Origin of the sequence: Caballeronia sp. LZ043 (genome assembly GCF_031451075.1) — a bacterium.
Lineage (GTDB): Bacteria > Pseudomonadota > Gammaproteobacteria > Burkholderiales > Burkholderiaceae > Caballeronia.
This window is the reverse complement of record NZ_JARUXT010000002.1, coordinates 224,425-246,585: the sequence shown is the minus strand read 5'-3', so window position 1 is coordinate 246,585 and position 22,161 is coordinate 224,425. Positions and strand designations below refer to the sequence as shown.

General features: G+C 65.8%; 20 protein-coding genes. 1 reads left to right on the top strand and 19 read right to left on the bottom strand.

The window, feature by feature from the left end:
• Positions 1–28: 28 nt before the first annotated feature.
• The 19 genes from QCE64_RS14475 to QCE64_RS14385 all read right to left on the bottom strand — a co-directional run bounded on the left by QCE64_RS14475 (position 29) and on the right by QCE64_RS14385 (position 21,001).
• Positions 29–781, bottom strand: a complete 753-nt coding sequence (locus tag QCE64_RS14475) for a DotU family type IV/VI secretion system protein (protein ID WP_309932076.1) — start codon at positions 779–781, stop codon at positions 29–31.
• Between the two features lie 49 nt (positions 782–830).
• Positions 831–2,165, bottom strand: coding sequence for a type VI secretion system baseplate subunit TssK (tssK, locus tag QCE64_RS14470; RefSeq protein WP_309834272.1), 1,335 nt, complete (start codon positions 2,163–2,165; stop codon positions 831–833).
• Complete coding sequence (locus tag QCE64_RS14465; RefSeq protein ID WP_309920817.1) at positions 2,162–2,623, bottom strand: hypothetical protein; 462 nt, start codon at positions 2,621–2,623, stop codon at positions 2,162–2,164. Before QCE64_RS14465 ends, tssK begins: the two co-directional genes overlap by 4 nt.
• Positions 2,620–4,044 (bottom strand): cation:dicarboxylate symporter family transporter, encoded by a 1,425-nt coding sequence (locus QCE64_RS14460; RefSeq protein WP_309920814.1) that lies wholly within the window; start codon positions 4,042–4,044, stop codon positions 2,620–2,622. The genes QCE64_RS14465 and QCE64_RS14460 overlap by 4 nt, the downstream gene beginning before the upstream one ends.
• Complete coding sequence (locus tag QCE64_RS14455; RefSeq protein ID WP_309920811.1) at positions 4,041–4,742, bottom strand: amino acid racemase; 702 nt, start codon at positions 4,740–4,742, stop codon at positions 4,041–4,043. The genes QCE64_RS14460 and QCE64_RS14455 overlap by 4 nt, the downstream gene beginning before the upstream one ends.
• A gap of 20 nt (positions 4,743–4,762) precedes the next feature.
• A complete protein-coding gene (locus QCE64_RS14450; RefSeq protein ID WP_309920808.1) occupies positions 4,763–6,037 on the bottom strand; it encodes a cation:dicarboxylate symporter family transporter in 1,275 nt (424 codons plus the stop codon).
• Positions 6,038–6,085: 48 nt separating this feature from the next.
• On the bottom strand, positions 6,086–7,018 hold the full coding sequence (locus QCE64_RS14445; protein WP_404987375.1) for a substrate-binding periplasmic protein: 933 nt from the start codon (positions 7,016–7,018) through the stop codon (positions 6,086–6,088).
• An 11-nt stretch (positions 7,019–7,029) separates the two neighbouring features.
• A complete protein-coding gene (locus QCE64_RS14440) occupies positions 7,030–7,260 on the bottom strand; it encodes a hypothetical protein (protein WP_309920805.1) in 231 nt (76 codons plus the stop codon).
• A gap of 9 nt (positions 7,261–7,269) precedes the next feature.
• Positions 7,270–7,656 (bottom strand): DUF4280 domain-containing protein, encoded by a 387-nt coding sequence (locus QCE64_RS14435; protein WP_309920802.1) that lies wholly within the window; start codon positions 7,654–7,656, stop codon positions 7,270–7,272.
• A gap of 30 nt (positions 7,657–7,686) precedes the next feature.
• Complete coding sequence (locus tag QCE64_RS14430; protein ID WP_309920800.1) at positions 7,687–8,379, bottom strand: toxin-antitoxin system YwqK family antitoxin; 693 nt, start codon at positions 8,377–8,379, stop codon at positions 7,687–7,689.
• An 8-nt stretch (positions 8,380–8,387) separates the two neighbouring features.
• Positions 8,388–10,307 carry a type VI secretion system tip protein TssI/VgrG gene (gene tssI / locus QCE64_RS14425; RefSeq protein ID WP_310004461.1) on the bottom strand — a complete coding sequence of 640 codons (1,920 nt, stop codon included), beginning with the start codon at positions 10,305–10,307 and terminating at the stop codon, positions 8,388–8,390.
• 4 nt (positions 10,308–10,311) lie between these two features.
• Positions 10,312–12,999, bottom strand: coding sequence for a type VI secretion system ATPase TssH (gene tssH, locus QCE64_RS14420; protein ID WP_309920795.1), 2,688 nt, complete (start codon positions 12,997–12,999; stop codon positions 10,312–10,314).
• 5 nt (positions 13,000–13,004) lie between these two features.
• Entirely contained in the window at positions 13,005–14,087 is a 1,083-nt protein-coding gene (gene tssG, locus QCE64_RS14415) for a type VI secretion system baseplate subunit TssG (protein WP_310004459.1), read from the bottom strand.
• Complete coding sequence (gene tssF / locus QCE64_RS14410; protein ID WP_310004457.1) at positions 14,042–15,799, bottom strand: type VI secretion system baseplate subunit TssF; 1,758 nt, start codon at positions 15,797–15,799, stop codon at positions 14,042–14,044. The genes tssG and tssF overlap by 46 nt, the downstream gene beginning before the upstream one ends.
• Position 15,800: 1 nt before the next feature.
• A complete protein-coding gene (gene tssE, locus QCE64_RS14405; protein ID WP_310004455.1) occupies positions 15,801–16,232 on the bottom strand; it encodes a type VI secretion system baseplate subunit TssE in 432 nt (143 codons plus the stop codon).
• A gap of 74 nt (positions 16,233–16,306) precedes the next feature.
• Complete coding sequence (locus tag QCE64_RS14400; protein ID WP_309920785.1) at positions 16,307–16,798, bottom strand: type VI secretion system tube protein Hcp; 492 nt, start codon at positions 16,796–16,798, stop codon at positions 16,307–16,309.
• Positions 16,799–16,861: 63 nt separating this feature from the next.
• On the bottom strand, positions 16,862–18,367 hold the full coding sequence (gene tssC, locus QCE64_RS14395) for a type VI secretion system contractile sheath large subunit (RefSeq protein ID WP_309920780.1): 1,506 nt from the start codon (positions 18,365–18,367) through the stop codon (positions 16,862–16,864).
• Positions 18,368–18,464: 97 nt separating this feature from the next.
• Entirely contained in the window at positions 18,465–18,974 is a 510-nt protein-coding gene (gene tssB, locus QCE64_RS14390; RefSeq protein WP_309920777.1) for a type VI secretion system contractile sheath small subunit, read from the bottom strand.
• A 1,238-nt stretch (positions 18,975–20,212) separates the two neighbouring features.
• Positions 20,213–21,001 carry a hypothetical protein gene (locus QCE64_RS14385; RefSeq protein WP_309920775.1) on the bottom strand — a complete coding sequence of 263 codons (789 nt, stop codon included), beginning with the start codon at positions 20,999–21,001 and terminating at the stop codon, positions 20,213–20,215.
• Positions 21,002–21,286: 285 nt separating this feature from the next.
• Here QCE64_RS14385 and QCE64_RS14380 point away from each other — a divergent pair, with 285 nt between their 5' ends.
• Positions 21,287–22,087: an aminoglycoside phosphotransferase family protein gene (locus QCE64_RS14380; RefSeq protein ID WP_310004453.1), complete on the top strand. Its 801-nt coding sequence runs from the start codon at positions 21,287–21,289 to the stop codon at positions 22,085–22,087.
• The last annotated feature ends 74 nt before the right edge of the window (positions 22,088–22,161 follow it).

Genomic DNA, 22,161 nt, shown 5'->3' with positions numbered 1-22,161 from the left:
GCCGTGTTCATCGGGGAAATCAGGCGCTTCATTGGCTCACTCCCGCGACCGGATCGGCATGCAGCGCTTCGCGCACGGGCCACGACTGCCACAGCCACAACAACTCCGACACCGCGAGCAGCGACACCGCCGCCAGCATGACAATCACGGCCCAGCGGCTCACGGTCGGCAGCTTGCGCGGCGCGACGTGCGACAGCGTGTTCGCATACGCGGCCTCGGACAGCACGCGGTCGCGCCCGCCGAGATCCGCGCGGCGCTGATACACGAACTCATACAGTTCCTCGCGATAGCTGCGCAGGCGCGCGGCGGCATCGGTGCCGCGAAAACGGCCCTGGAAGCCCATCGCCAGCGTGAACAGATACAGCCGCGCGATATTGCGGCGCGACGGCTCACGATCCGACAGCAATTGCTCGATACGGCGAAACACCAGGTCGCCCGCAACATTGGTGCGGAACAGCGTCGATTCGAGCAGATACGCGGTCCAGCGCTCCTGCCCGGCCCACGGGGTGTTGAGCAGCAGTTCGTCGGCGAGGACGGCCTTCAGATAGCGCGCGTCCGACACCGTCTCCATCTCGAAGCGCGTCGTGTCGCGGCGCGATTGCAGCGTCTGGATTTCGAGCAGATTGATCAGGTGCCGGCTCATGCCTTGCGCGGCGAGGTCCGGATCGGCGTCGGGCAGTTCGGAGAGGCGCGCCTGAGCCTTCACGAGTTCATCGAGAAAGGTACGGAACTGCTCCGTGACGACGTCGTCTTCTTCGGGTTCGGGTCGGTTGCGTGCCATGCTTAACCTGCTTTCGTCTCTGCTTTCATCTATGTGGATGCGCTGCGCGTCAGCCCTTCACGAACAGCAGCATTTCCTGCGGGCGCTGCGCGCTCGCGCCTTCATTCGGGTTGCCGATCACGAGCAGTTCGCTGGCGAGCACCAGCGCCGGCTCCGCCATCAGCTCGAACAGCAGATAGCCCGAGCCCGAGCGCAAGCCGAGATCCTCGGCATAGTCGATCCCGCGTCGAGCCGCGCCGAGCACACGCCGGCTGCGCAGCGACGCATACACCGACTGCGAGCCGATCACCGCGCCGTCCATCCACGCGAGCAGGTCGCGATCCGACTGGCCGCGCAGGCCCACGACGAGCCGCTCGCCGATCCAGTCCGGATCGAGCGCCAGTTCGAACGCGCCATGACGGAACTCGAACTTGTGCTCGCGATATTCCTCGTTCACTTCGGACATCGATTCGCGCAGCGAGCGCAGCAGCGGCGTGAAGACGCCCAGAGGATCGGCGTGATCGTAGTCGGGCGGCGCGGGCGGCAGGCCGCCGGGCTTGAGCGTCGCGAGCGAGCCGTTGAGCGCCGCGAGCGCGTGATACAGCCCGAGCGGATGCAGATGCGGCGTGCGCAACACGGCTTCCGCGAGCGGCAGCGCGCTCATCAGGCTGCGCAGGCGGTCCTTCAGTTCGAGCTGTGTCAGACGGTCATCGACCTTCGACGAAGGATTCGCCGTCTGACGCGCGACGAAGGCGGCCTTGCCGCGCAATTGGCCCAGCAGCGATGCAACGCTCGTCCACAGCGGATTGTCGCGGGCGATTTCGAGCAGCGGCGGCTGATGCTCACCGAGATGCACGACTTCATTGTCCTTGTAGAGCGAGCCGAGGCGCAGCCACACGTGCATCGCGGAAGGCACTTCACCTGCCGAGAGCGCGAGGTTCGGCACGAGGCGCGGGATATCGGCGGGCGGGGCATCGGAGACCTGGTCGTCCACCGGCTCGCCGGACGTCGAACGGAAGCGGCGCACCTGCGCGGCGCGGCGCATCGCGCCTGCACCCGGCAGCGTCAGATAGAAGTCCAGCGGCCCGTTCGACAGCTGCTCCGCGAACGGCTCCAGCGAAAGTTCGAGGCGCGCGCCGTCGCTGTGCTGCGCGTCGTAGGTGACGGCGGTGCCGTCGGGCAGGATCGCGTCGAGTTCGAGCACGCGCAGCAGGCCCGCGGGCAGCAGGCCCTGATCGAATCTCAGTTTGCGCACGCCCCAGCTGAACGGCGCGGCGGCGAGCGTCTGCCACGCGACGAGCGTATCGACGCGCGCAGCCATCTGCTGGAAATGCTGCGGCGAGAGCAGCATGCCCTCGTACCACTCGATACGCTCGGTCACCGCCGGCGTGCGGTCATGCATCATTTCGAATCCGTCACGATAAGGTTGTTGGCATTCAGCTGCACGACCATGCGGCCGCTGAAGCGCTCGATCCGCACGCGATGCGCGCCCGGATCCCGATAGTTCGCGAACACGAATGCGCCCGCGACGCGCGGCCCCGCAAACGTCTCGCCGTTCACCTCGATGCGAAAGCCCGGCACGATCTCCCAGCTTTTGTAGCGCAGCGCCTTCGGGAAGGTGCGCGCGAGATCCTCGCGGCCCGCGAACCACTTCGACGCGGGCAGTTCCGCGATGCGCGCGAGCATCGCCTCGTCGCTGACGAGCACGATGTCCACCGCGACCGGGCTGTTGTTGTTGATGTCGTCGCTCGCGTCGAGCGTGACTTCCGACCACTTCGCCTTTTCGCCCGACAAGCCCAGCGCGCCGCAGCCCGAAAGCGCGGCCGCCAGCAGCAGCATCACGATCAGATTCACCTTCTTCATCTTGCTCCCACTCCAATTCCCAGCAGCACGATCAGCGAGGCCACCGTCATCAGGCAGCCGGTCGCGAGCGCGAGCTGGCCGCGCGTGAACGTGAAGCGCAGTGTCGTATCGAGGCGCGCCACGCCGCCCGTCGCCTCGACCGCCGCATGGCGCTCCGAAGGCAGGCCCGCCGACACCAGCGCGATCACCATGCACGCCGACAGCAGGCTCAGCGCATTGCGCGGCCCTTCGCAGATGAGGTCGAGCGTCACGAACAGCACGCCGGCCGCTTCCACCGGCAGGTGCAGCATCGACAGGACGATGCCCATGTAGCCCACCGACGCCACGCCGCCCTGTCCCGCCGACACCAGCGCGGCGATCACCGACGCCGCGCAGACGATCAGGATCTCGCCCGCGCCGAGCGGCCGGTTGTAGAGGTTCGCGACGAACACGGCGGCGAGCGCGTAATACAGCGCGGCGCCGGCGCGCACGAACACGGAGCCGAACGGCACGACCAGTTCCACGACGCCGCGCGAGAAACCCAGCCGCTGGCTGAGCGCTTCGATGGTGTGCGGAATCGGCGCGGTCGCGCTGCCCGACGTGAGGCCGACCAGCAGCGGCGCCTTCAGCTGGCTCAGCACCTGCATGAAGGGCTGGCCGGCGCGCACCGCGATGGTCACGAGCGCCAGTCCGCCGAGCGCGCACGAGGCCAGACCGAAGCACACGAGGAAGCTGCTCATCGCGTGGAGCGTCGCGGCTTCGGTGTTCGCCACCAGATGCGCGGCGACGCCGAACGCGAGCACCGGCAGCAGCAGATTGGCGCGCGCAATGATGGTTTCGAGCGCGCGATACACGCCTTCAAACACGCTGCTCAGCGTGCCGGTCTGTTCGCGCGACAGCGCCGCGAACGCGAGGCCGAACAGGATGGTCGCGGTGAAGATGCCGAGCGAATGACCCTGCGCGAGCACGCGATAGAAGTTGTCCGGAAAGATGTCGCCGACGCCGACGAAGCTCGCACCCGCTGCGGCCGCCGCGCCGTGGTCGAACAGCGCGACCTGCACGTCCTCGGCGCTGCTGGCGCTTTGCAGCACGAGGCGGCCGAGTTGCGCGCGCGCTGTGGCGGACAGGTCCTGACCCGGGCCGGCCATCACGCCGATCAGCGTGCCCGCCACGCTGCCCAGCACCACGAGACCGAACGCGACCAGCAGCATCATGCCGATGCGGGTACGCGGACGCGGCAGCGCGATTACCTGGCGCAGCCCGAAGAAGGTCGCGACGACGAGCAGCGGAATCGCCGCCATGTTCACCACCGCGAGATACATCTGGCCGACGAAATACGCCGCCGCGCCGGCCGGCTCCGCAAAGACGCCGCACAGCGCGCCCACCGCGATACACACGATGAGCCCGAGCGTGCTTTGCGAGAGCGTATGCAGTGCCTTCATTGCGGGCGGTTCCAGCCGCGTTCGCACGCGTAACGGACGGTGGCGCGCGCGAGTTCCAGCGTGCTGTCGATCAGCGTGACCGGCGGCTTCCCGATGCGCCGGGCCGCCAGTGGAATCTCGGTGCAGGCCATCAGCGCCGTGCCGATGCCCTGTTCCGCGAGCAGCGTCAGCGCGGCTTCGAGATGCGCGGCGGCGGCATCGAGATCGCCGGCCTTCACTTCGCGGATGCAGTCGCGCACCAGCGGCTGCATGGCCGCGTCCGGCACGACGGGTTCGATGTCGAGCTCGGTCAGCGCCTGCTGGTAGAAGCCCGACACGAGCGCGCCGCCGGTCGCCAGCAGCGCCACGCGGCGCGCCGTGCGCGGCACCGCCGCCACGCAGGTCTGCGCGATGTGCAGCACCGGCGCGGCGCTGCGCGCGCGCATCGGCTCGTACCAGTGATGCGCCGAGTTGCACGGAATCGCGATCAGGCCCACGCCGTTGCGGTTCAGCAGGTCGATGCCGTCCAGCAGCGCCGGCAGCGGATCGGCGCCGTTGTCGATGATCGCGCTCGACCGGTCGTCGATATGCGGCAGGTTCGCGACGATCATCGGCAGATGGTCCTGGTCGCGGCTTGCCTGCGTGAGCCGCACGACCTTGTCCATGAAGTCGACCGTGGCGAGCGGTCCCATGCCGCCGAGAATGCCGATCAGTGCCATGACGGTGGGCTCCTGGATTCCTAGATCTTCAGCGGACGCGGGCAGATCACCGAAACCGCCGCCGCGTTGCCGATCACCAGCACCAGCGTGCGCAGCATGTCGCAGATCGGATCGACGGCGAGGAACAGGATGAACGCGGCTTCGAACGGCAGTTGCAGGTACGAGCAGGTCATGCCGACCAGCGACACCGTGACGAGACCCGTCATGCCCGCCGACGCGAAGCCCGCCAGCACCGACGCGAGCAGCACCGTCACGATCTCGACCACGCCGAGCGAATGCCCGTACAACTGCGCGATGAACAGCGTCGCGCACACGTAGTACACCATCGGGCCGACGCGCAGCAGCGAAATGGTCAGCGGCACGAGCAGCTCGACACGCGAGCGCGCGAAGCCCAGGTCATCGACGAGGCTCTCGATCATGCTCGGCATGCAGGCGGCGCTGTTGCGCGTGGCGAGCGCCAGCGCGAACGGGGCGCGCAGTGCGTCGAGGGTCTTGCCGAGGCTGTGATTCGAGCGCTTCCAGATGATCGCGGCGGCCAGCACGATCAGCAGCGCCGTCGCGATGACGAACGCGATCACGAATTGCAGCATCGCGTGCAGCGGGCCGACGCCCGACTTGCCGAGTTGCGTCGCGCTCATGCAGAACAGGATCAGCGGCAGCGGATAGCTGAGCCAGTGCATCAGCTTCTGGCACGCGTGATAGACGGTTTCGAGCGACTGGCTCAGGCCCACCGAAATGCGCTCCGGCACGCGGCCCACCGCGAGGCCGAACAGCAGCGCGAACACCAGCGCCTTGAGTGCGTCGCCGCTGGCGAGCGCCGCGAAGATGTTGGTCGGCACGAGGCTCGACAGCACGTCGGCCAGGCTCAGCGTCTTCTGCGGCAGGTCGGCGCCGTAGAGGTTCATGACCGTGTCGCTCGACGAGCTGTCGCTGCCCACCATCAAGCCGAAGGTCTGCATCGTCGCCGTCGAAATGTTCGCGCCCGGATGCATGACCAGCAGCACGATGGCGCCCACCGCGGCGACCGTCGCCGACGCGCCGAGGAACACCGTCAGCACGCGCACCAGCAGGCGCGAGGTGCCGCCGTCGCGGAACAGGCGCTGCAGGCTGAAGATCACCGCCGAGATCATGAAGGGCAGCGTGGTCATCTTGAGCAGATCGACATAGATGTCGCCGAGCAGGCCGAGCTTCTGTGCTTCGGCGGGCATCAGCAGACCGAACGTGCCGCCGAGCGCCAGGCTGCCGATCACCACCCACGGGTTGAGTACGAATGCGTAGATCCTGCTGGAATTCATGGCTTTCTCTTAGGGAAGTCTTATGGTCTCGTCGCGTACCGCCAACGCTCAGTGGTCCGTCGCCTGAAGTACCGAACTCACGTTCAGCTTCACGCTGCGTTCCGAGAGGAACTGGTTGATGAAGGACAGCAGCGCCGGGGCGTTCACATTCACGCCGATGGCGAGCGTATCTTCGAGGTCCTGCAAGGTCACGACGCGCAGGCGCAGCGAAGCGGTCGGATCGACCTTGAGCACGCGCTTGACTTCGAACTCGTCGCGGTATGCGGCAGTGATTTCGCCGGCATTGAGCGCCTTCAGCACGTCTTCCCAGGTCGCGAAGCTGCGCACCTGCGCATGCGGGAAGTTGTTGACCACATAGCCCGCATACGACGAATTCGCGACCACGCCGATGGTGCTGTCGTAGTTGCGGATCACTTCCGGCACCGAGCGGCCGTGCGCCAGTTGCGCGAACTTCACGCGGTTCAACAGCAGCGCGCGTTCGAGGCGCAGATAGGGCGTGCTGAAGGAGATCACCGTCGCGCGCGTCAGCGTGCGGGAGAGCTTGCTCACGGCGATGTCGGCCTGGCCGCGCGCCAGCAGATCGACGACTTCGTCGAAGGTCTTCGCGTCGCGGTTGAAGCGGACCTTCACGCGCAGCTTTTGCGCGATGTCCTTGGCCAGATCGATGTCGAGGCCCGTGAGCGTGCCGTTTTTCTCTTCGAAGAACGGCGGCTGATCGACGCTCAGCACCGCGACCACCAGTTCACCGCGCCCGATGATGCGTGCGAATTCCGGCGCGAGCAGGCGTCCGTCCGGCATCTGCACGAGGCCGGTCGAGGTGAGTGCCTGCGGTGCGGCGGGTGCGGCTGTCGTTACGGGAGCGGCGAGCGGAGGCGTTGCAGCGAACACGCTTGCCATGGCAAACAGCATCGGCACGGCGGCGGCCAGCGCGCCGATGCGGCGAAGGTGTGTCGAAAGCAGGCGGATGAAGGTCAACGGCATGAAAGACGGTCTCAATTGGAAGAAGCAGAAGCGCTCGACGCCGCGGACGGATCCTGCGGCGGCAACAGGTCGGTGGGCGCGGACGCGGCGATGGCGGGCGTTGGGCTTGCCGACACCGCCGCCGGATGCCCCATGCGCGCGCCGATCTCGACGCCCAGCAGGAACAGCAGCACACACAGCAGCAACGCGCTCGCCGCGGCGATTGTCACCATGCGCGAGGTCATCGAAAAAACGTATTGCATCGTCGGTCCTCAGGCGGTCATCGTCGTGACCTGGGCGGGCGCGACCACCTGGATCACGCCGGCCCACATGCACATCAATTTCGAAGAGTTCTGCAACGCGGGCAGCGAGCCGATCAGCACCGTCGGCGAACCCGGCGCCCACGGCGCGGTGGTGGCGGGCACGCACGGCATCGGCGTCAGCGCGCCGAGCGCGGCGGCCGTCGCGGCGGCCACGACCGGATTCGCCATCGAGGTGCAGGTGCCGAACGGCAGCACGTTGACCATCGGCACGTTGTCCATGATGGTCGCCGCCGGCGTGCCGCACAGCACGCGGTTCACGGGCAGCACCTGCAGCGTGCCCGGCGCCGCGCCAAAGCTGCATTGCAACGTCGCCCCCGCTGTCACCTGGATTCCCATGTCCCTGTTCCTCGTTCTCGTGCGGGCCGATCAGCCGCGCACCCACTTTTCCAGCTTGTTCACCAGACGCGGACCGCGCGCGCCGTCGCCGGGCTGCGCCCCGGCCTCGACCGCGCGCCATTCGCCTTGCGGCTTGCCGAGCTTGTAGCTGCGCTCGTGCGTCACCGCGCCGTCCGGCGCGTAGCGGCGCGCCGTGCCGTGCAGCAGTCCCGCGCGATACGGCAGGCTCGCCGCGAGCCCGCCGTGCATGTCGTACTCGCGCGTCTCGCCTTCGAACTGGCCCCGCGCGTAGCGCACGCGGCGCGTGACCACGCCGTCGTGCATGAACACCGCTTCGCCGTCGGGCTTGCCCGCTTCCATCTTCATCCGCGACGTCACCAGACCCGACGGCGCATACGTCACGCTCTCGCCGTGCAGCACACCGAGCACATAGTGCTGACGTGCCGCGAGCCGCCCGTCCTGATACAGCGACATCACGCCGTCCAGCCTGCCGCCGCGATAGTGCGACGCCTGCACCGGCGCGCCTTCCGCGTCGAAGGTCTGCGTCGGGCCGTCCAGCACGCCGTGCGCGTACATCGCGCGCAGCAGCGTCGTGCCTTCCGGCGTGCACTGCATGGCCTCGCCATGCGGCACGCCGTTCGCGAAGTGCATGTGGCCGACCCGATTGCCGAGCGCATCGCGCGTTTCGACCAGGGTGGTGTCCACCGCAGCGGCTTCCTTCATCACACGCCTCAGTTCAACTGCACGACGCCGCCCTTCAGGGCCAGCTGCGCCGATGCCTCGACGGTCTGCGTCGCCGAAGCCTTGTGCGAAATCATCGCGCCCTCGGTGCTGAGCGTCGTCGCCGCCTTGCTGGCGTGCGTCGTGCCCGCTTCGGTCGCGAACGAGGTTCCGGCCTTGATACTGACGGAGCCTGTCACCTCTATCGTCAGATTGCCGCCGACCTTGAGCGTGTAATTGCCATTCACCGTGTGGGCGTGGTCGCCGCTCACGGTGTGGGTGAACTTCGCGTCGTTGGTATGCGCTTCGTCGCCGGTCACGGAGAGCGTGCGCTTGCCCTTCACCGAGTGCGTTTCGTTGCCTTCGCTCACCGCCACCGTGCGGTCGCCCTTCGACACCGTGTGGGTTTCCGCGCCCGCCTTGACCGTCGTGGTCAGCGCGTTCTCGATATCGACCTTCATGTCCTTCTGCGCGTGGAAGAACAGCTCTTCGGCATCGAGCTTGTCTTCCATGCGGATCTCGTTGCCCGCCGCGCCGTTCTTCGACGAGCGCGAGCGGATCACGCTCTGCGTCTGGTTGGCCGGCAGCGTGACGGGCGGCGCGTTCTGGCCGTTGTAGACGCAGCCGGTGACGATGGGCCGGTCCGGATCGCCGTCGACGTAACTCACCACCACTTCCTGGCCGATGCGCGGCAGGAACAGGTGTCCCCAGCCCGCGCCGGCCATCGACTGCGCCACGCGCACCCAGCACGAGCTGTCTTCGTTCGAGCCTGCGGAGCGGTCCCAGTGGAACTTGAGCTTCACGCGACCTTGCGAGTCGGTCCAGATTTCCTCGTCCGACGGCCCGACGACCTTCGCCGTATGCGTACCGGCCACCAGCGGACGCCGGCTCGCGTGCGGCGCGCGGAACGGCACGGTGGCCGGGAACACGTCGAAGGTATTGCGATACGACGCGTTCGACGCCGTGTGCCGCACCGCGCGCACCACATAGCTGGTGTTGAGCGCGGCGCTCGGATGGCCGCTCAGCGTGAACTTCGCGCCTGCCGCGAGGCTGTAGCAGCCGCCCTCGCCATGGCCGGTCTGCGCTTCGAGCGTATGCGCCTTCAGGTGCGTGCCGATCAGCGCGCCGCCGCGCGTCGTGTCCGTGTACTTGCCCGGAAATAGGTAGCGCGGCGCGGTCTGGATGGTCGAGCTGCCTTTGTCCGTCGTCAGCAGCGCGACGTCCGGCGCCGTGTAGTCGTAGTCGCCCGTGATGTGCTCGCCCGCCGTCACGCCCTGCGACATCGAGAAGCGGCCCAGATGCTGCGCCTGCGACACCTGGCTCTCGGGCATGTAGTAAAGCGTGCTCACGGGGCCGTCGAGGTGCGCGGAGGTGTCGTCGGCGAGCACCAGCGTGTGCTGGTCCGCCGCGAACTCGAAGAAGAAGAAGATGCCTTCCTCTTCCATCAGCCGCGACATGAACGCGAACGGGCTCTCGTCGTACTGCACGCAATATTCGCGCGCCGTGCTGCCCGCGCTCTTGGTGCGGTCCGCGAAGGTCACCGCATACGTGTTGAGCAGCTGCTTGATGATGTCGAGCGGCGTCTTGTTCTGCCAGATCACGCGGTCCTGGCCGAGCGCGAGCAGCCACAGGCGCGGCGCGAGTTCGGCGGAATAGAACGCGTGATTGCCATCCGCGCCCGCATGCGCGAAGCGCGTCACGATGCCATTGAAGCAGCGCGGCGTGCCGCTGCCGTCCTTGAGCGTCACGGTGACGCTCTTGCCGACGATCTGCGCCGCATCCAGCGACATCTCCGTCGAACGCATCCGCAGGTCGAAGCGAAACAGCTCCGACAGCGCCTCGTGTCCGCCGAAACCGTCGAGCAGCAGCACATCGGCTCCGAACGGCGTGGAGACGGTGGCGAAGCTGTTGGTCTGGGTCGGCGTGGACATGCGCTTACGCCTCCGCCGGGGCGAAGCGGAACACGATCTCGTCCGCCGCCGACAGCGTCAGATGCACGCCGCCGAACGGCTCGGAGATCGAGATCCGTTCCAGCACCTGTTGCGCGAGTTCCGGCAAGACGGCCTGCGTCAGGATGTGATCGACATTGCGCGCGCCGCTGTCCACTTCCTTGCAGCGTTGCGCGATCAGCGTGGCGACGCTCTCGTCCCACGTCAGCGGCGCATGATGATTGCGCTCGAAGCGCTTCGCGATGCGCTCCAGCTTGAGCGTCACGATCGCGTTGATCTGCGCGTCGCCCAGATGGTAGTAAGGCACCAGCACGAGCCGGCCGAGGAACGCCGGGCTGAACTGGCGCAGCAGCGCCGGGCGCAGCTTCTCGATGATCTCTTCCGGCGGCGGACGGCGGCCGCCCCGGCAGGCGTCGGTGATGACGTCCTGCGCCGCGTTCGAGGTGAGCAGGATCAGCGTGTTCTTGAAGTCGATCGGCACGCCTTCGCCGTCTTCCATCACGCCCTTGTCGAACACCTGGAAGAAGAGTTCCAGCACGTCCGGGTGCGCCTTCTCCATTTCGTCGAGCAGCACGACGCTGTACGGACGGCGCCGCACCGCTTCCGTCAGCACGCCGCCGCGCCCGTAGCCGACATAGCCCGGCGGCGCACCCTTGAGCCCGGACACGCTGTGCGCCTCCTGGAACTCCGACATGTTCACGGTGATCATGTTGCGCTCGCCGCCATACAGCATGTCCGCGAGCGCAAAGGCCGTCTCCGTCTTGCCGACGCCGCTCGGCCCCACCAGCATGAACACGCCGACCGGCTTGCCCGGATCGTCGAGATCGGCGCGGAAGGTGCGCACGCGGCGCGCGATGGCGTCGAGCGCTTCGTCCTGCCCCACGACGCGTTCCGCCAGCTTGTCCTGCAGATACAGCACGGTATGCAGTTCGTCGGCGAGCATGCGGCCCACCGGAATGCCGGTCCAGCCCGAGATGACCTTGGCGACCGTCTCCGAATCGACGCACACCGGCACCAGCGGCTCGTCGTTCTGCACCGCTTCGAGACCCTTCTCCAGACGCGACAGATTGGCGGTCAGCGACTCGGCGTCGTCGCCGTCCTCGTGCGCGGCGGGCGTGTCCTGCTCGACGAAATCGCGGATCTTCTTGCGCCACGCGAGGATTTCATCGACAGCGCGCTTTTCGGTGGCGAGCTTGTCGGTCAGGCGCGCGCGCTGCGTGCGCTCCTCTTCCAGCGTCTTCGACAGCGCCGCGATGGCTTCCGCGCGGTCCGTGCCCGTCGCCGCTTCGTGGCGATAGATGCGCAACTGGTTCTCGGCGGTATCGATGGAGCGGCCCAGCGCCTCGATGTCCTCCGGCACGCCGTTCTGGCCGATCGCGACGCGCGCGCAGGCCGTGTCGAGCACGCTGATCGCCTTGTCCGGCAACTGCCGTCCCGAGATATAGCGATGCGACAGCTTGACGGCGTCGCGCACGGCGTCGTCGAGAATTTCCACGCCGTGATGTTCTTCCAGCTTGCGTACCATGCCGCGCAGCATGTCGATGGCGACCGCCTCGCTCGGCTCCTCCACCTTCACCACCTGGAAGCGCCGCGCGAGCGCCGGATCGCGCTCGACGTACTTCTTGTATTCGGCCCACGTGGTGGCTGCAATCGTGCGCAGTTCGCCGCGCGCCAGCGCCGGCTTGAGCAGATTGGCGGCATCGCCCTGCCCTTCGCTGCCGCCCGCGCCGATCAGCTGATGCGCCTCGTCGATGAACAGGATCACCGGCACCGGCGACGCCTTCACTTCCGCGATCACGGACTTGAGCCGGTTCTCGAATTCGCCCTTCACGCCCGCGCCGGCCTGCAACAGCGCGAGATCGAGCGAACGCACCGAGACGTTGACGAGCGCGGGCGGCACGTCCCCCTGCACGATGCGCTGCGCGAAGCCTTCGACCACCGCCGTCTTGCCGACGCCCGCCTCGCCCGTGAGGATCGGGTTGTTCTGGCGGCGGCGCAGCAGCACGTCGATCAATTGACGGATCTCGCTGTCGCGGCCGCGGATCGGATCGATCTTGCCTTCGCGCGCGAGACCGGTCATGTCGACGGTGAACTGGTCCAGCGCCGACTGCCGGCCGTTCGCGTTCGGCGCCATGGTCGGCATGGCTTTCGCCGTTTGGGCATCGGGTGCGGCTGCGGGCGTTTGTGCGCCGCCCGCATCTTCCGCCGATCCCGCAAGAATCGCCGCGAGCCGCTCGCGCAGGTTCGCGCGCGGGATGTTCAGCAACGCGGGCGCGGATTCGAGCAGCATGCCGCGCAGGCTGTCCACTTCGAGCAGCGCGAGCGCCAGCGTGCCCGAACGGATCTGCTGTTCGCCGAGCAGCATCGAGCTGAGCAGCCACGCTTCCTGGAACAGCGGCGAAAAGTTCGGCGACAGCGCGGGCGTGCGGCCATTGCCGCGCTTGAAGGCATCGACGGCTTTTTGCAGCTGCGCCGTCAGCGTCTCCGGCTTGATGCCGAAGTGCCCGAGGATCGCCTTCAGGTCGGGGGCGTCGGCTTCGAGCAGCACCAGCAGCAGATGCTCGACATCAACGTTGTAATGGGTCTGGCGCACGCACAGTTGCGCGGCCTGCTCCATGGCGAGCTTGCATTCGGGATTGAGACGGCCCAACAAGGTGCGGATATCGATGTCCATGCGCTTCAGGAGTTCGTCGGCGCGGCTGCGGGCGTCTCGCGCAGGGCGAGGCGCACCGGAGCCGGCGCGTGATCGGACCCGCGCGAACCGCCGAGCCACGAGGTCCAGCCGAGGCGGGACGCACGCGGGCCGCCGGCCTCGCAGGCAGTGCGTTGCGGCGCGAGATGCAGAACGAAATGCACCTCGAGGTCCTGCTGGAGATACGCGCGCGTCAGCCAGGCAGCGAGCGCGTGAAGGCGTCCGCCGGGCAGGAGCGCGTCGAAGTGTTCCTTCGACAGATCGGGAAACACGAGACTGATGCCGCTCGCCTGATCCCACGTCCGCTGGCCGAGCACGGTGTAGGACGTGAGACGCGGCGCACCCGAGCCGGCGCGCGCAAGGCGCAGCGCATCCGCGCGATCCAGTTCGCGCCAGCCGCCTTCGAACTGCGTGCCGCGCACGGTCAGGCCGAGCCGGTCGGACAGCAGCGCGACGAGACCGCTCATCGAACGCGGCGCGGCGCTCATCAGGCCCGCGTGACGCATCCAGAGCCGCACGCCTTCCGGGCCGCGCACGCCCGCGCGCAAGCCGAGATTCGACAGTGCGTCGAGCGCCCCCGCCAGCGCCGATGCATGCGGCGAACGCCAGTTCAGACCCGGCGCGTGCTTCTTGCGGCTGCGGTACAGGAACGACAGGAAGCGGTGATTGAAGATGTCGAGCAGGTCGGCGGTCGCGTGATCGCGCTTCGCGCGGCGTTCCAGCACGAGTTCCGTGAACGACACCGGCAGCGGACCGTTCGCGCCCGCCAGCGTGAGCACCGGCGTGGTCAGCGTCCAGGCGGCGCGCGGCGTGTAGTCGGGCGTGGCGGCATCGGCTGCGGTGTGCGCCTGCACGCGCCGCACATCGCTCGGTTCGAACGCGAGCGACACATGCCCCGTCAGCCGCACGCCTTCGCCAAGACCGTTGCCGCGCCCGAGCGGACGCGCGGACGGCACGGCGCGTTCCAGGAGACTGATCGCCTGGAACAGATCGAAACGCTGCGGATTCGCCTGGAGACGGGCGATCAGAGCAGCTGCTGGCAGCCGGTCATCGGCTCCCATTGCTTCCATGTCTCGTCTCCGCGGCGCACGACCAGCCGCACGAATGAATTGACCGAGGTGTACATCGCGAAGAAGCGCGCGAGCACGGCGCCCATCAGCAGCGGCGAGCCGCCCACGAAGGTGTCGGGATCGAACTCGACCGCCACTTCGGTGCCACGGCAATAGCCCCGCCACGCGTCGCTGCCGACGTGCGCCGTCACGCTGCGCGCCTCAACACTGCGGATGCCGCGAATCTGTTCCTGCTCGCGGGTGGTTTCGGCGGCGAACAGGCGCAGCATTTCCTGCAACTGCGCGCGGCCCGTCGCGCCGCTCACCAGCGAGTGATAGTTCAAAGTGAGCAGCGAGATCAGGCGCCACAGCGTTTCGCTGCCGAGCGCCGGACTGCGCTGCGCGGTGGGCTCGTACAGGCAGCGCACGCGGGCGTTCTGCGAAACCTTTTCGACGAACATGCGCGCGCCGATCGGCACGTGTTCCGCGAGGCGCCGGTTGGTACAGAGCACGTTCGCGTAGACCACCGGCGCGCCGGGTTCGGCGAGCGCGCTGGCCGCGTTGACGAAGCTCAGGAAGGTGTCGGTGCCCTGCACGTTCTCGCGCAGGCTGTGCTCGCGCCGCGCCGACCAGAACACGGTCTCGCCATCGGCTTCGACGTGGTCGATCGCGGAAAAGCACGGCACGGTTTCCGCGCGTTCCAGCGAAGGATCGGACGCGACGACCGAGACCACCGAATGAATCTCGGTGATCGACTCGCGGCGCTGATCGGCGACGAGGCGGTATTCGTAATGACGCTGATCGACGACGATCGGCTCGCTCGTCTGCGAGAACAGGTTGATGACCGGCGTGCAGCCCAGCTGGAAATTGCCCGCGTTCAGCATGCCGAGACCGCGCGGCGCGCGCGTCAGGTGCAGGATGACTTCGCAGCTGCGGCCACGGCCGAGACGCCCTTGCAGATGATGCAGGTCGAAGAAATGGAACTTGCGCGGGAACGCGAAGTATTCCTGCATCAGCGCGTAGGCCGGTTGCGCGTTCGGCGGACGCGGCAGCACGTCGTCGTGTTCGCCGTAGCCCACTTCGCGGAACGCGCGCGCGGGCAGCAGCGTCGCGGCGCGCGCGGCTTCGGGCCGCACCGAGACATCGGCGACGCCGGACACGAGCAGCTCGTAGAGCGGCATCGTCACCATCCAGTCGCCATGCAGATGCACGCGCAACTGCGTCAGTTCCAGTTCGCTGAAGTCCGCGCCGCCCGTGCATTCGAGCGTGAGACGCAGCGTAGCGTCGTCGCCGAACTGCGCGCGGCTTATGACGAGCGGCCACAGCGTGGTATCCCACGCGGTGCGGAAGCGGCACACGTCGCCGCTTTCGGTATGGGCCTGCAAAGACGTATGGCGCGGCACGGCGAAACCGGCCGTCACCTTGCCCTGGCTCGGATCGAGTTCGAAGTGCGCGACCGTCATCGACGGCACCGGCTGCACGAGCGTCGGACAGACGTTGTCGAGCAGCGCCGACGCCACTTGCGGAAACTCCTGATCCAGGTCGCGATGCACGCGCGCGGCGAGAAACGCCGTGGCCTCGATCAGGCGTTCGGTATGCGGGTCCAGCGATTCCGTGCCATGCAGCGCAAGCCGCGCCGCGATTTTCGGATAGCGGCGCGCGAAGTCCGCGCCCTGGATCCGCAGATAGGACAGCTCGCGCTTGTAGTACTGAAGGATGTCGTCGGGGGCCATGTCAGACCGCTTCCGCTTCGCGGACGGCGAAGGCGTCGCCGTCGGCGGCCAGTTCGAAGGCCACTTGCTGGACGTTGCGGCCGGCGCGCAGCTCGCCGCCCACCGAGACCACGGCGCGCGCGTCGAACTTCACGCTGACATTGACGAGACGCGGCTCGAACCGCGCGATGGCTTGCTTCACCGCGGCGGCGATGGCCTCGCGGTCGAACGCCGATTGCAGCGAGCGATCGGAGAAATCAGGCAGGCCGTAGTCGAGCACGGTGCCGTCGCTGGCGGCGAAGGCGTCGAGCGTCAACGGCGAGCGCGTATTGAACAAGCGGCCGAGTTCGCGCGCGACCGACTCCCGCAGCGCATCGGCGCCCGAGAGCTGCGCCTCGCCGTCGCCGGCGAGGCAGTCGAACAGAGGCATCGGTGAACCGCTTGCTGCCGGCATGGCGCGCGTACTCCAGAAAACCACGACTGCGCGGCACGCTTCGCTGGTGCGAGGCGCGCCGCGTTGGGACAGGATCAGCTTGCGGCAGGCGCAGCGTCGGCGTCGGCGGCGACATCCCAGCCGAACGACGTCTTGCCCTTCTGCGTCGAGTCGGTCTTCTGCTGCGTGTAGACCGCCGTGATCTTCGAGTAGCCGATCGCGAATGCATCGCTCGGCTGGCCCGCGCCCGACGTGTTGACGTTCGAGATCATCGCGTCGGTCAGCACGTAGGTCATCAGCTCCATGAACTTGCCGTTTTCCGTGCGGCCGATGCTGATGGTCGCGTCGCCCAGCTTGTCGCCGGCGGCGCACGCGCGGTACAGCGACGGCGTGGCCAGGTCGGTGATCTTGGTGCAATGCACTTCGCTGAACATCGCGCGGCCGAGCGTACGTTCGGTCGCCGAGGGATCCGGGTTCATCGGCAGCTGGATGCCGAACGAATAGCTGCTGAGGATGATCTGGTCGGCGTGGCCGGTCAGCGCGCTGTTGCCCTTGATCTTGTCAATCTTGAGGAGAATCGTATCCATGACCAATTGTTATCAATGAAGTGGAATCGGGTCGGCGCGCGGCATGAACCGCACGCCGTGCCATCACGCTGCGGCTGCGGGCAGTTCCGCGACCAGGCGAATCGAAGCGGTCAGCTCTTCCATCTGGAAGTGCGGCTTCAGGAAGCAGGTGGCGCGATATGCGCCCGGCTTGCCGGGCACTTCCGTCACGTCCACGCGTGCTTCGCCGAGCGGGAAGCGCGCCTTCTGCGCCTGCGAAGCCGACGGGTTCAGCAGCACGTAGTCGGCGATCCAGTTGTTCAGATACGACTCGATGTCGCTGCGCGTCTGGAAGCTGCCAATCTTGTCGCGCATCATCACCTTCAGGTAATGCGCGAAACGCGAGGCCGCGAGCACGTACGGCAGACGCGCGGACAGTTGCGCGTTGGCGTTGGCCGAGTCCTTGTTGTAGACCTTCGGACGGTTGGTCGTCTGGCCGCCGAAGAAGGTCGCCGAGTTCGAGCCCTTCGAGTTCACCAGCGCGATGAAGCCGAGGTCGTTCAGTTCCTTCTCGCGGCGATCGGTGATGGTCACTTCCGTCGGGCACTTGAGGACGATGTCGCCCTCGCCGGTCTTGAACGCGTGCGCCGGCAGGCCTTCCACCTTGCCGCCGCCTTCCACGCCGCGGATCGCCGTGGACCAGTTGTACTTGGCGAAGGCATCCGTGATGCGCAGGCCGAGCTGATAGGCCGAGTTGGCCCACAGGTACTTGCCGTGCTCGGTGCCGTCGACGTCTTCCTCGAAGCTGAAGCTGTCGACCGGATTCGTCTGCGCGCCATACGGCAGGCGTGCGGCATACGAGGGCAGCACGAGCGACACATAACGCGAGTCTTCCGAATCGCGGAAGCTGCGCCAGCCGGCGAGTTCGGCGCTTTCGAAGACCTTCGACAAATCGCGCGTCACGCCGAGTTCGGTGAACGACTTCAGGTCGAACAGGCTCGGCGCCGCTGCTGCGACGAACGGTGCGTGCGCGGCGGCGGCCACCTTCGAGATGCGCTCGAGCAGCGCGATGTCCTGCGGATGACGGCCGAACGTGTAGTCGCCGATCAACAGCGAGTACGGCAGGCCGCCGAACGTGCCGTATTCGTCTTCATAGACCTTCTTGAAGAGCGTGCTCATGTCGTGATCGACCGCGGTTTCGAGGTCTTTCAGCAGTTCCTTCTTGGTCACGTTCAACAGGCGCAGCTTCAGCTGCGGGCCCGTTTCCGTGCCGTAGACCATGTCGTGCAGGCCGGTCCACGACGCTTCGAGCGCCTGGAATGCCGGGTCGTGCATGATCGCGTTGAGCTGGTCCGTGAGCAACTGGTCGATTTCGGCGACGCGCTCGTTGATCATCGCGACGACGCTCTTGTCCGGGCTCGTGCGCATGCCTTCGTCGAGGATCTGCGATGCGAGCTGGCCAATCAGTTTCTTCGCGTAGCCGCTTTGCGACGGCTCCACGGCCATGTTGCCTTCCTGGACGATGCGCTCCAGGAGGCTCAGTTCGGCGGTGGCCGCGTCGAGCGTCCGGGCTTCGCTGCCGGCCGCGCCGGCTGCAGTCGTGCTTTCCATCTGAATCACCTTTGCAAGTTCGTTGCGCTCACGATCGGACGCTTCTCGTCCCGATCGCGTCTGCTATGCGGGTTGGGGCCTGAGGCCTGTGGCTGTCTCAGGCGCCCGGCGTGGCGCTGGCTTGCGCCTGGCTCTGAACCGCCTTCAGTTCTTCGCTGCTCAGGACGATGCGCTCGAGCATGGAGTCGAGTTCGTCGTTGCCGTCGAGCTTGCCGAGCAGATCGCGCAGTTGCTGGCGCGCTTCAAGCAGCTTCGCGAGACGCGGAACCTGGTTGACGATGCTTTCGGGATGGAAATCGGAGAACTGTTCGAACTTGAGTTCGACCTTGAGGTTGCCCTCGCCCTTCATCGTGTCGGGCACGGACAGGTCGAGACGCGGGGCGATGTTGCCCATGATCTCGTCGAAGTTGTCGCGGTCGATCTCGACCAGGCGACGCTCCTTGAGCTTGGGCAGCGGCGTTTCCGGCTGACCCGAGAGGTCGGCCAGCAGGCCCACCACGAGCGGCAGCTCGCGCTTTTCGGTGGCATCGCCGACTTCGACGTCATAGGTGATCTGGACACGCGGCGGACGGTTGCGGCCCACCCACTTTTGCAAACTGTTCGACATGGATCTCTCCGGAGACGCTTGACTCTGTTTAGATGACTGACTACCCGCATTGCCCGCGAGCCTGGGTACGACGTGCAAAAGCCGGTGGAGAACGCAACGTTGTGGTGCAAAGGACGCGCGAACGCCTTCCCGCTGACGCTGGCTAACGTCAGCGCGGGCATGTTTCTTTAGCTTTCGTGGAACCGGACTACCCCACACGAAGGGTCGAGCGAGCCTTGCGCGAACAGCAAGCCGCCATGAAGAACACCGAAAAGCAGAGTCAGCGCTCGTCCCCGTTTCCTCAAGGGCCATGAGCACTACCCTGGTCGGAGGTAATGGCCTGCATGGAGGAAAAATTACTTGCTTGAATCAGGCGGAAGTGTGTCTCGTGAACGTTTGTTTGCCTGATGATTTCGGCAGCATTAGAGCACAGACTTTTTACGTCTACAAGACGGAAAACCGTGAGCCGATAACTTTTTTTAGCGCATCGGTATAAGCGCTTGTGGGTGGGTTGCTTATGCGCTGAGGCAGTGCGTCATTGTAATTTCTTACCTTGGACGCGGCACGCGGGGCCGCTGTGGCGGGGCTTTCGGGGCCTGCGCGAGCGTCAGGGGCGGAGCTTGATTCACGCATTTCTAAAAACCGTCTGGTTGAATATCGATTATCCAGTCAGAGCGCGCTTTCAAGAGAAAGCCTGCGGTGTTAGATTTATTATCTCTGCGAATCTGATTAATCAATAATCGATGCATTAGACGCGGTACGACAGGTAACTATTTCTTTTAACAAAGTTGTCATGTGGCCGGAAAGCCTGAGATAACCCGTGTCATGCGATCGCGCCTGACCGTTGTTTAGCACGTGGCGCATGCTTGTTTCCCAAGCGTGGCAAGGACGTGCGGTGAGTCTTTGTTCATATGATGCTACGCAAACGCGACGCAGACTTCGTAACAATGCCGTAAGCGCTTTAGCAGTGGATGCTTAAGTGCGCCGAGCGTCGCGCTAAAGCACGTGCAGATGTGTCCGGTCAAGCAGATCCACCTGGTCGGAGCTACCGCGTGAAACCTTATATCCTACGTTTCCAAAGCCGATTTAATCCGTTCGATTTCACACACAGCAATGAAGCCGTGACCGGCGCGTTCCTTCGCGATGCCGGAAGCTATCAGCAGAGTAAGAAGCGGCACACTCGTGCGTTTTGTAAAGTGCGCCGCCCATGCATGAATCGGCAAACGATTGCCTTGCGCGCGTCCGGGTTGTGAAGCAGTTCAAGGCAGGCGGATGAACGGACTATTCAGGAATGGCGAGTTCTTGAAGCGGTCGGGCAGCGTGTCGCGCAGCAATTCCTGGAGCTTGCTTGCGCGCGACACCTTGAGCTCCGTGATCATCGACAAGGTGGATCCGGGCGGAACGGAGACGTCCTTGTTGAAGAGCGGATTGAAGCCGGTGAACGACACGACCGGCAGCACCGTCACCTGGCCGAACGGCGGCGGCGTCTCGGTGATCGGGCCATTCGTGATGACCGCGACGGTCGTGCCGGTGACATCCAGTCCGCTGTAGTTCGGCACTTCGAGGCTCGCCTGGGTCGGCTTGAAGCCGAGGCCGGTCATCGAGAGCGTGATGGGCGATGAGGTCTTGTTCAGGATATCGACCTTTTCGGTGATGCGCGAACTGAGCGACCCGGATGTGTCGCCCTCGACGGTATAAACCACGCCGCCCACGACCGTGGCTGCATTGGCGCCCGTCACATAGCCGAGCATCAAGCCTTGCACGTGGATCTGATTCGCACCGACGTGCGCATTGGAATGCATGTGGCCGAGATCGAGGAAACTCGACGGCCCCGAGGGATAGACCAGGATGCGCCGTCCATCGACGGTCCATTCGAGGGTTCTCAACAACTGCACGGGGTCGCTGGGTAGCGCGAGGTTATAGATGGGATCATCGCGCGTGACCTTCAGCGTGGAATTGTTGCTGGAGATGCTGACACTTTCCGCCAGCACTTCGCTTGAAAACGCCATCAACACGCACGCACACAGCAGAGTGGGTTTTGCTCGCATTTCAACCTCCGTCGTCAGGCTCGGTCCCACGAGACATGACGGGGCGATGGGCACGCATCGTCCCGTCCGCTTGAGCCGTTCGAATCGGTTGAGGAAGAAGGCGGCCTACCGGGTTGAATCGGCATCCTATCGGAAACGTTAGCTCACGATTTGCAAATTACAAGGTGCCGACATAACTTTTCAATCAGCCTGTGAATGAAGTGCAGAATGGGAGGTGCGTTGAATGAAATCTCGCCCTTGCATTGCACCGATCGACTCATGGCACAACCTGAAAGACACTCCAGCATGTTCGAGCCGTACCTGAAGCGATGGGAGCTGACGATAGACGGCGAACCCTTCTCTTCCCGGAATGCCTGTCTTGTTCCGGTACGCCACCGTGATACACCTGCCATCCTCAAGATCTCTTCCGAGCCCGAAGAACAGGCAGGGGGCGCAGTCATGGCGTGGTGGCGCGGCGACGGCGCAGCGCCCGTGCTGGCTCACGACAGCGAAGCGTTGCTGATGGTGCGTGCGCAAGGCTCAACCTCGCTGACCGAGATGGTGAAAGAAGGCCGCGATGATGAGGCGACCCGCATCCTGTGTGCCGCCGCTTCACGCCTGCACGGGCCTCGTTCAGAGCCGCTTCCTGCGTTGGCGCCGTTGAAGCAATGGTTCAATGCCTTGCTCTCCGGAGCCAGCACTCATGGCCGCCTGTTCGAGCACTGTGCGCGTACCGCCGACGAACTACTGCGCCTACCACGCGATATCACGGTCCTGCACGGCGATATCCATCACGGCAACGTGCTCGCCTTCGGGCCGCTCGGCTGGCTCGCGATCGACCCGAAAGGACTGCACGGCGAACGCACCTTCGATTACGCCAATCTCTTCTGCAATCCCGACGCCGAGAGCGCGCTGACGCCGGGCATCTTCGCGCGGCGCATCGATCAAGTCGCCGATGCGGCGAATCTCGAACGACGACGTCTGCTGCAATGGGTGCTCGCATGGACCGGTCTGTCGACGGCCTGGATACTCGAAGACGGCGGCCACCCGGGCAGCACGCTCGACGTGGGAAGACTCGCCGCAGCCGCGCTCGGCATGATCGATTGACGGTCTCCAAGGGCACGCAAAGCCGCCCCGCCCTGCAAGCTCCATTCTTTCCCGTTTACAATCCTGCTTCCCCA

What these genes read in the sequence shown, in the direction of transcription:
- QCE64_RS14465 (WP_309920817.1), bottom strand. Translation starts at nt 2,623, where the DNA reads ATGAAGAAGGTGAATCTGATCGTGATGCTGCTGCTGGCGGCCGCGCTT.
- QCE64_RS14400 (WP_309920785.1), bottom strand. Translation starts at nt 16,798, where the DNA reads ATGGATACGATTCTCCTCAAGATTGACAAGATCAAGGGCAACAGCGCG.
- QCE64_RS14385 (WP_309920775.1), bottom strand. Translation starts at nt 21,001, where the DNA reads ATGCGAGCAAAACCCACTCTGCTGTGTGCGTGCGTGTTGATGGCGTTT.
- QCE64_RS14445 (WP_404987375.1), bottom strand. Translation starts at nt 7,018, where the DNA reads ATGCCGTTGACCTTCATCCGCCTGCTTTCGACACACCTTCGCCGCATC.
- QCE64_RS14380 (WP_310004453.1), top strand. Translation starts at nt 21,287, where the DNA reads ATGTTCGAGCCGTACCTGAAGCGATGGGAGCTGACGATAGACGGCGAA.
- QCE64_RS14450 (WP_309920808.1), bottom strand. Translation starts at nt 6,037, where the DNA reads ATGAATTCCAGCAGGATCTACGCATTCGTACTCAACCCGTGGGTGGTG.
- tssE (WP_310004455.1), bottom strand. Translation starts at nt 16,232, where the DNA reads ATGCCGGCAGCAAGCGGTTCACCGATGCCTCTGTTCGACTGCCTCGCC.
- QCE64_RS14455 (WP_309920811.1), bottom strand. Translation starts at nt 4,742, where the DNA reads ATGGCACTGATCGGCATTCTCGGCGGCATGGGACCGCTCGCCACGGTC.
- tssG (WP_310004459.1), bottom strand. Translation starts at nt 14,087, where the DNA reads ATGGAAGCAATGGGAGCCGATGACCGGCTGCCAGCAGCTGCTCTGATC.
- QCE64_RS14435 (WP_309920802.1), bottom strand. Translation starts at nt 7,656, where the DNA reads ATGGGAATCCAGGTGACAGCGGGGGCGACGTTGCAATGCAGCTTTGGC.
- tssH (WP_309920795.1), bottom strand. Translation starts at nt 12,999, where the DNA reads ATGGACATCGATATCCGCACCTTGTTGGGCCGTCTCAATCCCGAATGC.
- QCE64_RS14460 (WP_309920814.1), bottom strand. Translation starts at nt 4,044, where the DNA reads ATGAAGGCACTGCATACGCTCTCGCAAAGCACGCTCGGGCTCATCGTG.
- tssB (WP_309920777.1), bottom strand. Translation starts at nt 18,974, where the DNA reads ATGTCGAACAGTTTGCAAAAGTGGGTGGGCCGCAACCGTCCGCCGCGT.
- QCE64_RS14475 (WP_309932076.1), bottom strand. Translation starts at nt 781, where the DNA reads ATGGCACGCAACCGACCCGAACCCGAAGAAGACGACGTCGTCACGGAG.
- tssK (WP_309834272.1), bottom strand. Translation starts at nt 2,165, where the DNA reads ATGATGCATGACCGCACGCCGGCGGTGACCGAGCGTATCGAGTGGTAC.
- QCE64_RS14440 (WP_309920805.1), bottom strand. Translation starts at nt 7,260, where the DNA reads ATGCAATACGTTTTTTCGATGACCTCGCGCATGGTGACAATCGCCGCG.
- tssI (WP_310004461.1), bottom strand. Translation starts at nt 10,307, where the DNA reads ATGTCCACGCCGACCCAGACCAACAGCTTCGCCACCGTCTCCACGCCG.
- QCE64_RS14430 (WP_309920800.1), bottom strand. Translation starts at nt 8,379, where the DNA reads ATGAAGGAAGCCGCTGCGGTGGACACCACCCTGGTCGAAACGCGCGAT.
- tssF (WP_310004457.1), bottom strand. Translation starts at nt 15,799, where the DNA reads ATGGCCCCCGACGACATCCTTCAGTACTACAAGCGCGAGCTGTCCTAT.
- tssC (WP_309920780.1), bottom strand. Translation starts at nt 18,367, where the DNA reads ATGGAAAGCACGACTGCAGCCGGCGCGGCCGGCAGCGAAGCCCGGACG.